General features: G+C 61.8%; 16 protein-coding genes and 2 pseudogenes. 14 read left to right on the forward strand and 4 right to left on the reverse strand.

Annotated elements, in window-relative coordinates; all coding sequences use genetic code 11:
• Positions 1 to 13: 13 nt before the first annotated feature.
• From APZ15_RS42290 to APZ15_RS27795, 5 genes are all read left to right on the forward strand, one after another.
• The gene (locus APZ15_RS42290) at positions 14 to 259 is read left to right on the forward strand and encodes a hypothetical protein (RefSeq protein WP_027789677.1); all 246 of its coding nucleotides are present in this window, start codon (positions 14 to 16) and stop codon (positions 257 to 259) included.
• Between the two features lie 116 nt (positions 260 to 375).
• Positions 376 to 570 (forward strand): hypothetical protein, encoded by a 195-nt coding sequence (locus APZ15_RS42295; RefSeq protein ID WP_048028261.1) that lies wholly within the window; start codon positions 376 to 378, stop codon positions 568 to 570.
• Positions 571 to 622: 52 nt separating this feature from the next.
• Complete coding sequence (locus APZ15_RS27785) at positions 623 to 1000, forward strand: immunity 22 family protein (protein WP_049096674.1); 378 nt, start codon at positions 623 to 625, stop codon at positions 998 to 1000.
• Positions 1001 to 1420: 420 nt separating this feature from the next.
• Positions 1421 to 2218 carry a hypothetical protein gene (locus tag APZ15_RS41270; protein ID WP_138143362.1) on the forward strand — a complete coding sequence of 266 codons (798 nt, stop codon included), beginning with the start codon at positions 1421 to 1423 and terminating at the stop codon, positions 2216 to 2218.
• Between the two features lie 1119 nt (positions 2219 to 3337).
• On the forward strand, positions 3338 to 3556 hold the full coding sequence (locus tag APZ15_RS27795) for a SymE family type I addiction module toxin (protein WP_034195973.1): 219 nt from the start codon (positions 3338 to 3340) through the stop codon (positions 3554 to 3556).
• An 86-nt stretch (positions 3557 to 3642) separates the two neighbouring features.
• Here APZ15_RS27795 and APZ15_RS39940 read toward each other — a convergent pair whose 3' ends face one another.
• Entirely contained in the window at positions 3643 to 4266 is a 624-nt protein-coding gene (locus APZ15_RS39940) for a hypothetical protein (protein ID WP_080981946.1), read from the reverse strand.
• 26 nt (positions 4267 to 4292) lie between these two features.
• Between APZ15_RS39940 and APZ15_RS41275 the strand changes: the two genes are divergently transcribed.
• From APZ15_RS41275 to APZ15_RS27820, 6 genes are all read left to right on the forward strand, one after another.
• Positions 4293 to 4652 (forward strand): hypothetical protein, encoded by a 360-nt coding sequence (locus APZ15_RS41275; protein ID WP_138143363.1) that lies wholly within the window; start codon positions 4293 to 4295, stop codon positions 4650 to 4652.
• Between the two features lie 424 nt (positions 4653 to 5076).
• A complete protein-coding gene (locus APZ15_RS27800; protein WP_027789675.1) occupies positions 5077 to 6195 on the forward strand; it encodes a branched-chain amino acid ABC transporter substrate-binding protein in 1119 nt (372 codons plus the stop codon).
• Positions 6196 to 6379: 184 nt separating this feature from the next.
• Positions 6380 to 7306: a high-affinity branched-chain amino acid ABC transporter permease LivH gene (livH, locus tag APZ15_RS27805; RefSeq protein WP_027789674.1), complete on the forward strand. Its 927-nt coding sequence runs from the start codon at positions 6380 to 6382 to the stop codon at positions 7304 to 7306.
• 11 nt (positions 7307 to 7317) lie between these two features.
• Entirely contained in the window at positions 7318 to 8589 is a 1272-nt protein-coding gene (locus APZ15_RS27810) for a high-affinity branched-chain amino acid ABC transporter permease LivM (protein WP_027789673.1), read from the forward strand.
• On the forward strand, positions 8586 to 9359 hold the full coding sequence (livG, locus tag APZ15_RS27815) for a high-affinity branched-chain amino acid ABC transporter ATP-binding protein LivG (protein WP_027789672.1): 774 nt from the start codon (positions 8586 to 8588) through the stop codon (positions 9357 to 9359). Before APZ15_RS27810 ends, livG begins: the two co-directional genes overlap by 4 nt.
• The gene (locus APZ15_RS27820; RefSeq protein ID WP_011694813.1) at positions 9359 to 10060 is read left to right on the forward strand and encodes an ABC transporter ATP-binding protein; all 702 of its coding nucleotides are present in this window, start codon (positions 9359 to 9361) and stop codon (positions 10058 to 10060) included. The genes livG and APZ15_RS27820 overlap by 1 nt, the downstream gene beginning before the upstream one ends.
• Before the next feature lie 82 nt (positions 10061 to 10142).
• Here the strand turns inward: APZ15_RS27820 and APZ15_RS27825 are convergent, their stop codons facing one another.
• On the reverse strand, positions 10143 to 10997 hold the full coding sequence (locus APZ15_RS27825; RefSeq protein WP_027789671.1) for a LysR substrate-binding domain-containing protein: 855 nt from the start codon (positions 10995 to 10997) through the stop codon (positions 10143 to 10145).
• A gap of 199 nt (positions 10998 to 11196) precedes the next feature.
• Between APZ15_RS27825 and APZ15_RS42300 the strand changes: the two are divergent.
• Positions 11197 to 11538 (forward strand): annotated as a pseudogene (locus tag APZ15_RS42300) (EamA family transporter); the annotation flags it as partial.
• 152 nt (positions 11539 to 11690) lie between these two features.
• Here APZ15_RS42300 and APZ15_RS42305 read toward each other — a convergent pair.
• Entirely contained in the window at positions 11691 to 11882 is a 192-nt protein-coding gene (locus APZ15_RS42305) for a hypothetical protein (RefSeq protein ID WP_027789669.1), read from the reverse strand.
• A gap of 77 nt (positions 11883 to 11959) precedes the next feature.
• On the opposite strand from APZ15_RS42305, the gene APZ15_RS42310 reads away from it, so the two are divergent.
• Both APZ15_RS42310 and APZ15_RS27835 read left to right on the forward strand, forming a co-directional pair.
• Entirely contained in the window at positions 11960 to 12118 is a 159-nt protein-coding gene (locus tag APZ15_RS42310) for a hypothetical protein (RefSeq protein ID WP_226153347.1), read from the forward strand.
• Positions 12119 to 12184: 66 nt separating this feature from the next.
• Positions 12185 to 12535 (forward strand): VOC family protein, encoded by a 351-nt coding sequence (locus APZ15_RS27835; RefSeq protein WP_027789668.1) that lies wholly within the window; start codon positions 12185 to 12187, stop codon positions 12533 to 12535.
• 25 nt (positions 12536 to 12560) lie between these two features.
• On the opposite strand, the pseudogene APZ15_RS41280 reads toward APZ15_RS27835, so the two are convergent.
• A pseudogene (locus APZ15_RS41280) lies at positions 12561 to 12698 on the reverse strand (DUF2000 family protein); the annotation flags it as partial.
• Between the last annotated feature and the right edge of the window lie 145 nt (positions 12699 to 12843).

A 12843-nucleotide genomic window follows, 5' to 3' on the forward strand; every position in this document is an offset into this window, starting at 1 on the left:
GGCGATCCGGGTTGTGTCTGGCGAACTGTATGCGCTGACGGCCAGTGACCAGTCGCTGACGAACCCGGTCAACCTGAACGGCTGGCTCGCGCATACCTATGATGAACTCGGCAATCGCGTCAGCACCACGATCTCCGGCGAGCGCACGATCGACTGGCTGCATTATGGGTCGGGACATGTACACCAGATTCGCGTTGACGGTGCTGCGGTCGCCGACATGGAACGCGATGATCTGCATCGCGAGGTGCTGCGAACGTAGGGCAAGCTGACCAGTCATTTCGGATATGACGCGGTAGGCCGTCGTGCGCGGCACGCTGTGCAGCGTGGTCATGCGGCCGATGATCTGCTTACGATGCAGCGGGCGATGTGATCCAAATGCGCGATCAGCGTTATGGCACGACGAACTATCGGTATGACCCGACTGGTCGCGTTGAACAGGCGGCGGGGCCGGGATTGCCGTCGGAAGTGTTTCGCTGGGATGCGGCGGCTAACCTGGTGTCGAGTGATCATCCGGGCGGGTACGTCGAGCACAACCGGCTTAAGATGTTCGAGGATAAGCGTTTTGAGTAATGGCATCGACAACCTTCCCGCAGGTCTTCGGCCGCCGATGGAGTAAGAAGAAATGGAAAAAGCTAACAAAGTATCAGTCTGGATCGGGAAGTTCACTGACGGTGATGATCTTACGGACTACATCGAGAACACCTGCGACGAAAACGGTGACTCTTCCAATCAGTTTCGAGACGATACCGGAATTGATTGGTTTGACGATGACTTCCGCGAGGCGGACATGCTGCAACCGGATCTAAGCCTTCGAGAGAATCTTGTGGGATTTTCTTGGATCGATAGTTTTGCCGACGTGTTGATTCATCAGCTCGAAGCTATGCGCAGTGCTGATGATAATGGCCTGATCCTACTTTATAACTTTCAGTATGTGAGCGCGGAAAGCGTGCGTCCTGCCTCCCACGTGCGCTTCGTCGGGACGTTTGTTTTTCGGGAGTAGACTTGGCGATATAGTTCAAAACGGGGAGATCGAAGTAAAAAGGGCTTGCGAACTCTTGGATACCCGTTATTGTACGTGGGTGACTGTGTCCGGCGCTTCAGGGGGCTGCGTATACAAAGGACCTCATTTTTGATCCGCTTCCAGACGATGCCTTCGGCGCAAGGGTCTACTTGCAGGTGGTGGACAAATTCGAGATGAACGAACTTGGCGCATAGTGTACCGGAAAGTGATGTATCTTCGAGATGATCCTTGCGGATGGGTGAAAGACAAACCGTAGCGGGGAAGTGCGACAGCTAATTCGGATTCGATTCTTCCTCGGATCTACTGGGTCAGATGCGCCGGAGCCTCAAGAGCCGGAATTTTCCAACTAAGACGCGAACGGAAATTGTTCTCGCCTCAATATCAGGAGTCTGAGAAGAGATGAGCGCTGGAATCGTAATTTATGGAACCGATTCGACTCAGGTCGAGTCCGCTCTGTCAATGGCTGAAAGCCTGTTTCGTCAATTTGGTGGAGAAGCAACTAAGGCGGTTTTTCTGGAATTCGTTGTCCGGAACGGAGAGAGATTTGTTGATGATCATGAAACGTCTATCGCTGAATTAAGGAGCAGGATTGCAACTGGAGAGGTCGTTGAATTTCAGGTATATAGCGACGAGGAAAATGGTGGCGTCCCAGTTATTTCATTTGGCCACAATGCTCCGGAATTTGAGGGGCTATCATTTGTCGATGTCCAGATAGGGAGGTCAATTGGCGAGGTCAGTAAAGAAATGGTGAAATTTATAAAGCATGCGGCCATTAATGTGAGATTTAAATACGCGATCGCTTACGATGCGGAAAATTCGTCGATTGCGTTCAAATATTCGACTGGTGTTAATCTGGTTGGAATTTTTCCTTTTGAAAATACATCTCTTTTCACCAGGGAGCTTCCTAATAGGTCGCCAGGGTCGGCGAGCTACGAAGGAGCAAAACTCAGGATGGTTTATCCCCTGAATGTTCTCAATGAAGAACATCTGGAGATTCGCGTCAACGATCTTTCGTTGAAAGAATGGATCGGATCTGATTCTTCTCGAGGATCGTTGGAAAGCATTTCAAATGGCATGTGGATTTGGTCGGTCGATGCGACTGCTTTGCCCGAAGTCAACAACGCTTGCGGAGAGGCGGGAATATTGCTCGCCTGGCAAAAAGCGTCCACGAATAAGCCGGTGCGAAAGCTACCGTGAGCGCGTTTCCTGATTGGCGCGGATCGTAAGCGATTCGACTGATTCCGAATCACACACCCGAAGGATGCGGTGGACGACTACACGCGCGACAGCGGCCAACTGTTTACCGCAATAATTGCGCGCTGTTGCCGAAGAAGATTCCGTACCGCGCGGCGACTGGCACACCGAGTATGGAGCTTTCTTATCGCTACGGTACGGGTGGACGACTGGTATCTACCGAGGTCCAAGACATCGAGAGCAACTACACATGCACTCACATACGGGAGGCTGAGCCAGCCAGAATTGTGACGGTGTAGTGCTCGTGCCGTTGGCGCATGATCATGAGGATGGCGATCTAGCTTCTTTTTGGGGGTGCTCTGTTGATTCGGCTCGAACAGTACTATGCTGGCGACGATGTCTGGAAAAATTTCTCCGATCTCTTTGCGAAATTCAAGGATTTTCCGGAAGTCCGAGATCTCGCTAAGGCTCTAAATGGGCACCTTGATCTTGCTTACACGATCTACTGGGTTGCCGGCCCGACGTCGGCCCAGAAGTGGATAAGTTCGAACGTCCCGGCACTCGACAACATCAGCCCCATCGATTGCACTGACAACCCGGAGTTGATTAAGCGCCTGCGCGAATGTCTAATGCGGATGCCATCGTAACGACCACGGCAACCGCTATGCGCGTTCGCGTTAGGGGAAGCGCAGGCTCACCGCCGTACCGGTAGCGGCTATACGTGGCGCGTGGCCAAGGCCGAACCGTTTCAAATCGTCACGTTCTGATCAGTCGTGTCAGGGACGGATCGCGCTTGCGTTGATTTGCTCCCCATTGGCTTCGAAGCGCGCAGTAAACCGAGGACTGACCAAGTCGCGTGCCTATCCCAATGGCTAACGTGCAGCTCAATACGCGTCGGTGATGGTCTAATAGGCAATGTCCAACTGATGATGATTGCGTGCACGCCGTGCGTGTGAATGGCTGTGCCACACGCGCCGACTCCCTATCAAGGCACTGTATTCACCGAATACCAACAAAGGAGGAATCCGAACCATCAAAAGCAACGCAGTAAACGAGCGCGGGCCGCAAGTGCTACCAACACTCACGACCCGCTAACCACAGCCAACTGAACAGGAGTTGTCCATGGCTAAGCCGAATCATAAAGCACGACCACCAAAGACGGAACGTTTCGTCACGATTCAGGAAATGTGGGGTACGCCGAAAACCGACCTCAAGCCGGAGAAGATCTTTCCGTACATGAAGATTGGTGGAATGTGGCTGATCGGCGATGCGTGTTTTGTCCCGGGCCGAAAGGCGCGAATCGATATTGAGCCCGGCAGGCTGATCATCACGCAGTTGTAAAAGGCAACGCCGCAAGATGCGGTCGCGCTGCGCGAACTCGCGCAGCGCGCCGGGCAGGGCAACCTAAGCCACCCGCGACGAGCGGATCACCAAGCGATATTGCAAGAAGACCGCGACGTCCCCGCACCGCCGGTAGCCGTGCAATGCGTCCCCGCTCCATTGTCATAGAACGTCCGCGTCTCCGGCTGCGGCACGGATGGATCGAACGGATTCGGCGCACCATGCGGCCCGCGCGGCGCGTCGTACGGCCGCTGCGCCGCATACGATCCGCCACTACCCGCCGGCCGTGAGCCATTCGCCCGCAGGTATTCATTCCAGTTCTGCTCACGCTGCTCGTATCCAGGCACCGCGCGGCCAAAACTGTCGCTCCCACCCGCCCCGAGTGCGACCCGATTCGCGGGCAACACCAACTCGGGTTCATGTTCCGACGAAGGCGGCGCTGCCACAAGCGCATCGCCCGTTACACGCAACGGCCGCGTATCCGGCGTATCGAACGGACTACGTTCCACTGGCGCGGCGTACTGCGAGCGGCGGCGGTTCATGCGTGCCGTATGTCCATCATCGCGAATGGCGGCGCGCCGTTCGGAACGAAAGACATTGGCACCGGCCGACCGATCGGTCAGCGTATCGCGGCCGGACGCATGGGCGGTGGAAACGGAGAGCGCGCACGCGATCGCGGCGGCGGAGGAAAGGCGAAACGGATGATTCATGAGCGATCCCAATCAGGTGATGTGCAATGAAAAAAACGGCAGATCACTGGCTGGCGGCTGGGCGACGGGCGGGCGTTGAAGTGGCCCTGAAGCGACTGCGAGGCGCGGTGGACGCGTCTCGCAGGAAGGCTGGCTGGATTGCAGAGGCGAATTCGTATTATTTCACACCATTAACAATTACCTTTCCAATTAACGAAAACCGTCGGCAAACAGAAGGCTTGAGCGCCTCCACCCAACGCACTGCAATGGTGCTCGCCAAACCAATCATCAGTCGATTGAAGAGCGACGATGCGACCCTTTACGGCCCCACCACACCCCACGAAAAATCGCCTATCACCCGATCCCAATCCCGACAAGGCACAGCGCCGAAAATCCTCCGCCAATAGCAACCAGATTGCACTCCCAGCCCCCGCCCCAGCGCCCCGAGGTTGCGCCGTCATTGCTACCGACTGTCACAACCGCTCTACGTGTTTTCCCTCGGTAGACCGGCATTTTTGACAGACGATTTAAAAACGCCCATATAATTTCGACTGCCTTGCCAACGGCTGTCGGACCATCCCTCCGATCAAGCGGTTTGGCAAGCGGGGCAGGCGAAACGCTTGCGCAATGCAAGACGCATCACGATGTCTTTCCGAACCAGACGTCCCCTTCGGGGACTGCAAGAGCCGGGCCCCGCTACGCAACATTCCGCTGGAGTTCCGTCTTCTATGTGTCTCGGGCGTGTCCCATGTCCTCGCCCCGGGTGCTGTTCGATTGCGCAAGTCATGCCGCCTTTGCCCGTATGACTAAACAACATCGAGGAGCTCCCAGATGACGCTGTCCCGTCTTACGTCCATTTCCGTCGCCGCCGTGCTGTTCGCCGCCGGCGCGGCCACCGCGCAAGCGGAAACCGTGAAGATCGCCATCGCTGGTCCGATGAGCGGCTCGGTCGCCCAATACGGCGACATGGTGAAGGCCGGCGCGCTGACCGCGATCGAGCAGGTCAACGCAGCAGGCGGTGCGGGCGGCAACAAGTTCGAAGTCGTGATGATGGACGACGCATGCGAACCGAAGCAGGCCGTCGCCGTCGCCAACAAGATCGTCAGCCAGAAGATCAAGTACGTGATCGGCCACGTGTGCTCGGGGTCGACGATCCCGGCCTCCGACATCTACGAGAACGAAGGCATCGTGATGGTCACGCCGTCGGCCACCGCACCGCAGCTGACGGAAGGCAAGAAGCGTCACTTCATCTTCCGCACGATCGGCCGTGACGACCAGCAAGGCCCGGCCGCCGCGCACTTCATCATCAACAACGTGAAGCCGAAGAAGGTCGCGGTGCTGCACGACAAGCAGTCGTACGGCCAGGGCATCGCGTCGTCGGTGAAGAAGGACCTCGAAGCCGCGAAGATCCCGGTCGTGCTGTTCGAAGGCATCAACGCCGGCGATTCGGACTACTCGGCGATCATCACGAAGCTGAAGTCGCAAGGCGTCGATTTCGTCTACTTCGGCGGCTACCACCCGGAAATGGGCCTGCTGCTGCGCCAGGCGCGCGAGCAGGGCGTGAAGGCCACGTTCATGGGGCCTGAAGGCGTGGGCAACAAGGACGTGACGGCAATCGCCGGCCCGGCCTCGGAAGGCATGCTCGTCACGCTGCCGGCCGACTTCTCGGCCGATCCGGCCAACGCGGCGCTCGTGAAGGCGTTCGCGGACAAGAAGCGCGATCCGAACGGCCCGTTCCAGATGCCGTCGTACGCCGCGGTGAAGATCATCGCCGACGCGATCGCGGGCGCGAAGACGACCGACCCGACCAAGGTCGCCGCGTACATGCACAAGACGACGTTCGACACGCCGATCGGCAAGGTCGCGTATGACGCGCAGGGCGACCTGAAGGCGTTCAAGTTCGTCGTGTACACGTGGCACAAGGACGCGACGAAGACCGCCGCCAAGTAATACGGAGTACCCGCCCACGCATCCGCCCTGTCCGAAACCCGGACGGGGCGGGTGTGCATTCGCGCCGCGCGTGTCCCCAGTGCGCGGCCGGCAGGCGGCCCGAGACGACACCGTGCGTTGCGCGCGGCCGAATGCCGTGATCCGGCGCGGTACGCGACACAGCGCCAACGGGAGCTTCCCGCACATGACTGACTTCTTTCCGCAATTCGCCCAGCAGCTGGTCAACGGCCTGACGCTGGGTGCGATCTATGCGTTGATCGCCATCGGCTATTCGATGGTCTACGGCATCATCGGCATGATCAACTTCGCCCACGGCGAGATCTACATGATCGGCGCGTACGTGGGCCTCGTCACCCTCACGGCCATCGGCATCTCCGCCGGTTATCCGCTGCCGCTCGTGCTCGGCGCCGCACTGATCGTGTCGGTGATCGTCACCGGGCTGTACGGTTTCGCGGTCGAGCGCGTCGCGTATCGTCCGCTGCGCGGCGGCCCGCGCCTCGTGCCGCTGATCTCCGCGATCGGCATGTCGATCTTCCTGCAGAACTACGTGCAGATCGGCCAGGGCGCGCGCGACGTGTCGGTGCCGGTGCTGATCTCCGGTGCATTCGACATCCATCTCGGCGGCGACTTCGACGTGACGATCCCGTATGCGCGCCTGCTGATCGTCTGCGTGACGGTCGTGCTGATGATCGCGCTCACGCTGTTCATCTCGCATTCGCGGATGGGCCGGGCGTGCCGCGCATGCGCCGAGGACATGAAGATGGCGAACCTGCTCGGCATCGACACGAACCGCGTGATCTCGTTCACGTTCGTGCTCGGCGCGATGCTGGCGGCCGTCGGCGGCGTGCTGATCGGGCTGACGATCGGCAAGCTGAACCCGTATATCGGCTTCGTCGCGGGTATCAAGGCGTTCACGGCCGCGGTGCTCGGCGGGATCGGCAGCATCCCGGGCGCGATGCTCGGCGGTGTGCTGCTGGGCCTCGCTGAAACCTTCGCCGCAGGCTACATGCCGGCCGAGTACAAGGACGTCGTTGCGTTCGGCCTGCTCGTGCTGATCCTGCTCTTCCGCCCGACCGGCCTGCTCGGCAAGTCGGACATCGAAAAGGTTTGAGGGAGACGCAGATGAGTACAGTCATTTCCGTTCGCCGCCCGGCCGCCGACGCTTCGATCGGCCAGGCGCTGAAAAATGCCGTGGCCGCCGCGTTCCTGACGGCGATCCTCACGATTCCGGTGCTCGGGCTGCAACTGAAGCTCGACGGCTATCAGGTGGTGCTTACGCCGCACTGGCGGCCGGTGTGGATCGCGGTCGCGGCCGTGTTCCTGTTCCAGCTGTTCAAGCCGTGGCTCGTGCGCGCGAAATCGGCGGTGAAGCTGCCGGCGATGCCCGCGATGGGCGCGCGGCAGCAGCGCGCGGTCGTATGGGTGCTGCTCGCGGTCGGGCTCGTGTGGCCGTTCTTCGGCTCGCGCGGCGCGGTGGACGTCGCGACGCTCGCGCTGATCTACGTGATCCTCGGCCTCGGGCTGAACATCGTGGTCGGTTTCGCGGGGCTGCTGGATCTCGGCTACGTCGGGTTCTACGCGGTCGGCGGCTACACGTACGCGATGCTGAACCAGTACTTCGGGCTGTCGTTCTGGGAGTGCCTGCCGCTCGCCGCGATCGCGGCCGCGACGTTCGGCTTCCTGCTCGGCTTCCCGGTGCTGCGGCTGCGCGGCGACTATCTCGCGATCGTCACGCTCGGCTTCGGCGAAATCATCCGCCTGCTCGCGAACAACCTGACGAGCCTCACGGGCGGCCCGGACGGCATCTCGGGCATCCCGAAGCCGACCGTGTTCGGCTACGAGATGGCGCGTAGCGCGAGCGTCGAGGGTGCGAAGACGTTCCACGAACTGATCGGGCTGGAATACAGCGGCGACCACGTGGTGATCTTCCTGTACCTGCTCGCGCTCGTGCTGGTCGGCTTCACGCTGTTCGTCACGAGTCGCCTGATCCGCATGCCGATGGGCCGTGCGTGGGAAGCGCTGCGCGACGACGAGATCGCGTGCCGTTCGCTGGGCCTGAACCCGACGCGCATCAAGCTGTCGGCGTTCACGCTCGGCGCGGCGTTCGCGGGCATCGGCGGCGCGTTCTTCGCGGCGCGCCAGGGCCTCGTGAATCCTGAATCGTTCACCTTCATCGAATCGGCGCTGATCCTCGCGATCGTCGTGCTCGGCGGGATGGGCTCGCAGCTCGGCGTGATTCTCGCGGCGATTCTGCTGACCGTGCTGCCGGAAGTCGCGCGCGGCTTCGCCGAGTACCGGATGCTGATCTTCGGTCTGGTGATGGTGTTGATGATGATGTGGCGTCCGCAGGGCCTGCTGCCCGCGAGCCGTCCCCACGTGGAGCTGCCGCAATGAGCGCACATGCAGAACTGTTGAAGGTCGCCGGGCTGCAGATGCGCTTCGGCGGGTTGCTCGCGGTGGACGGGATCGATTTCGACGTGCGCCGCGATGAAGTGTTCGCGATCATCGGGCCGAACGGCGCGGGCAAGACCACGGTGTTCAACTGCGTCGGCGGCTTCTACAAGCCGACCGGCGGCGATGTCGTGCTCGACGGCCATGCAATCGCGGGGCTGCCGAGCCACAAGATCGCGTTGAAGGGCCTCGTGCGGACGTTCCAGAACATCCGCCTGTTCAAGTCGCTGACCGTCGTCGAGAACCTGCTCGTCGCGCAGCACCGCAAGGTGAAGGCGGGGTTGCTGCCGGGCCTGTTCTCGACGCCCGCGTATCGCCGTGCCGAGAAGGAAGCGCTCGAGCGCGCGGCGGTGTGGCTCGACCGGATGGGGCTGACGTCGGTCGCCAACCGGCCGGCCGGCACGCTGTCGTACGGGCACCAGCGACGCCTGGAGATTGCGCGCTGCATGATCACCGAGCCGCGCCTGCTGATGCTCGACGAGCCGGCGGCCGGCCTCAACCCGCAGGAGAAGGTCGAACTGCAGCACCTGATCGACAAGCTGCGCCGCGAGTTCGGCGTGTCGGTGCTGCTGATCGAACACGACATGAGCCTCGTGATGGGCGTGTCCGACCGCATCCTCGTGATGGAGCACGGCCGGCCGATCGTGATCGGCACGCCGGAAGCGGTCCGCAACGACCCGCGCGTGATCAAGGCGTATCTGGGGGAAGAGTGATGCTGAAGCTGGAACAGGTCCATACGCACTACGGCGCGGTCGAGGCGCTCGCGGGCGTGTCGATCGAGGTGAACAAGGGCGAGATCGTCACGCTGATCGGCAGCAACGGCGCCGGCAAGACGACGCTGATGATGACCGTGTGCGGCACGCCGCGCGCATCGTCGGGCCGCGTGCTGTTCGAGGGCAACGACATCACGGCGATGTCGACGCACCAGATCATGCGGCAGGGGATGGCGATCTCGCCGGAAGGGCGGCGCGTGTTTCCGAGCCTGACGGTGCTCGAGAACCTGAAGATGGGCGGTTTCTTCGCGAGCCGTCATGAGATCGACGACGGCATCGAGCACGTGTTCAAGCTGTTTCCGCGCCTGAAGGAGCGCGCGACGCAGCGGGCCGGCACGATGTCGGGCGGCGAGCAGCAGATGCTGGCGATCGGCCGCGCGCTGATGAGCAAGCCGCGCCTGCTGCTGCTCGACGAGCCGACGCTCGGCCTCGCGCCGCTCGTGATCGCGCAGATCTTCGACATCATCCGGACGATCCGCGACGAAGGCGTCACGGTGTTCCTCGTCGAGCAGAACGCGAACAAGGCGCTCGGCGTGGCCGATCGCGGCTACGTGCTCGAAACGGGGCGCGTGGTGCTCGCGGATACGGGTGCGAACCTGCTCGCGAACGACCGGATCAAGCAGGCGTACCTCGGCGGTTGACGCCGGAAAGCCGCCGGCCTGCAACGGGCCGGCGGCGTTTTTGTCTTCGCTTTCTCATGCAAGGCCGCTTCCGGCCTTGTCTTCACGGTCCGATCCTGAACGTGCTTTTCAGTACGTCGCGCAGATGCAGCGCGGCGCGATTGCGGTCGTCGGTCAGGATGGCGATCAGGTGCGGCGGGAGGTCGGGCAGCACGATCCCGGCGACGTGGCTCGTCAGGTTGCCGGACACGCGCTCGTGTTCGATGAGGCCGACCGCGAGGCCGTTGGCGATACAGGCTTCGACCGCCGGCGAACTGGCGCTCTCGAGCAGCAACCGGTGCGCGATCTTCGCCTTCTTCAGCGCGCTCAGCGCGGTGTCGCGGTACGGGCAGCCCTGCAATTGCACGGCGATCGGCAGCGGCGCGTCGGGATTGAACTTGAAGGTCCGCGCGGCCACCCACACCGGATGTGTCTTGCCGAGCAGCTCGCCGTGCGGCGGCGCTTTCGGCACGACGGCGATCGTGATGTCCAGCTGGCCGCGGGAGAACAGCGAGAGCAGCTCGTCGCTGGAACGTGCTTCGACCGTCAGCTCGAGCAACGGCCGATCGGCCGCGAAGCGGGGCAGGAATTCCGCCATGAAGTGCGCGGCGTACGAATCGGGAATGCCGAGCCGCAACTTGCCGGTCAGCATCTGCGGCGATAGCGATTCGACGAGCCGGTCGTGGCTCAGCAGAAACTCCGTGGTGTCGCTCAGCAGCTTGTGGCCGAACTGCGTGAGTTCGACCGCCTGGTTGTTTCGCGTGAACAGGCGCTGCGCGACCATTTCCTCGAGCTTCTGGATCTGCGCGGTGACCGACGACGGGCTGCGATTCACTTGGGCGGCCGCATCCTTGAAGCGGCCCAGCTTCGCGACGGCGTGGAAGGTACGCAGCAGGTCGACGTCCAGGGTACGGGGCATGATTTTGAAATTCCGAATCAGTGATTCAGGTAATGTCGATTGACGGAATTATTGGGCCTGCCTATTCTCGGGTCAACCGACAGGCCAACCGGCAGACAACGGCAGGCAGCCGGTCGGGCGTTGCACGTATCCGGGGAATGATTCACGTCGATCAAGAACCCGCGCCTGTCCCCGGCAACCTTCCGAGAGCCGTCGCCCCATGCAGCTATTCCTGCTTCAGCTCGTTTTCGTGTTGTCGTGGAGTTCCGGCTTCATCGGCGCCAAGCTCGGCGCGGAGACGGCCGGCGCGTTCAACCTGCTGTTCTGGCGGTTCCTGCTCGTCACGCTGTGCCTCGCGGTCGTTCTCAACCGGCAGCTCGGGCGCCTGACGTGGGAGAAGCTCCGCTATCACGCGGTGATCGGCTTCCTGTCGCAGTTTCTCTATCTGGCCTGCGTATACGTCGCGATCCAGCACGGCCTGCCGCCTGGCATCGCCGCGATCGTCGCCGCGTTGCAGCCGCTCATCACGGCGGCGATGACGGCGCTGGAAGGCAGCGAGCGCAGCGGGGCACGCCAGTGGGCCGGCCTCGTCGTCGGGTTCGTCGGCGTGGGCATCGTGATCGGCGGGCAATATGCGCTGCCGGCCGGATCGGTCGGGCTCGTCATGTACCTGCTGCCGCTGGTGTCCGCGTCGGGGCTGTCGATCGCGACGATCTACCAGCGGCGCCGCGCGCTGACGGTCGCGCGCAGCAACGGGGACGGGTTGTGCCTGCCGCTGTTCGTGCAAGGCTGCGTGAGCCTGGTGCTGTTCGCGGCGAGCGGGATCGTCACGGGCGATCTGCACGTGCCGACCCAGCCGGACGTGTGGGTGTCCGTCGTGTGGCTGACGGTTTTCTCGACCTTCATGGCCTACCTGTCGCTGTGGGCGCTGCTCAAGCGCATGCCCGCGACGCGCGTGGCACCTCGTTTATCTCGAACCGCCGGTGACGCTGGCCTGGGCCGCGTGGATGTTCGGCGACAGCATCGCGATGTCGACCTATCTCGGCATCGTGGTCGTCGCGATCGGTGTGTGGCTGGCCGGCAAGCCAGACGAGCGGGCCACCCGGGCCCGGGGTGCCGGGATGGAAGCGGCCGGGCGCTGATGCGCTGGTTCTGCACGCGATTCCGGTGTAGCGTCGCGGTACTGTCACGACCTGTGAAGGAATCCGATGAAGGTCAAACGGATCGTCGCCAATATCGACACACGATCAATCGACGACGCAAAGCGCTTCTACCAGCGGATCTTCGGCCTCGACTTGCTGATGGATCACGGCTGGATCGCAACCTATGGCAATGCCGAGCAGATGGACGTGCAGATCAGCTTCGCATCGCAGGGCGGGGCGGGTACGCCGACGCCCGATCTGTCGATCGAGGTCGACGACGTCGACGAAGCGCTCGCACGCGTGCATGCCGCCGGGATTCCCGTCGAATACGGCCCGGCTGACGAGCCTTGGGGCGTGCGGCGGTTTTACGTGCGCGATCCGTTCGGCAAGCTCGTCAACGTGCTCGCGCATCGTTGATACGGGATGCGGGGGCGGCTGGGGTTCACGTGTGCAAAGCCAACCCCTTCACGGCCTTGTCGACCGCCTTTTTCGGCCCGCGCAACGCCAGCCCGACGAGGTCGGGATGTTCCGCATCGCCGGCACGAAAGACTTCGCGGTTGGCCGCGTCGTGTCCGGTAGCACTTTGACGTGATGGATTGCATGCTGATCGCGGGATGGATGTAGCCAATTTCGCTCCGATCGTAGTCAAATTGGCTACATTTCGGTAATCGGCCTGGATCGGCACACAATCGGCAACTCGGACTATGCCTTGTAGCCAATTGAGC

The organism is Burkholderia cepacia ATCC 25416 (assembly GCF_001411495.1).
Classification (GTDB): Bacteria; Pseudomonadota; Gammaproteobacteria; order Burkholderiales; family Burkholderiaceae; genus Burkholderia; species Burkholderia cepacia.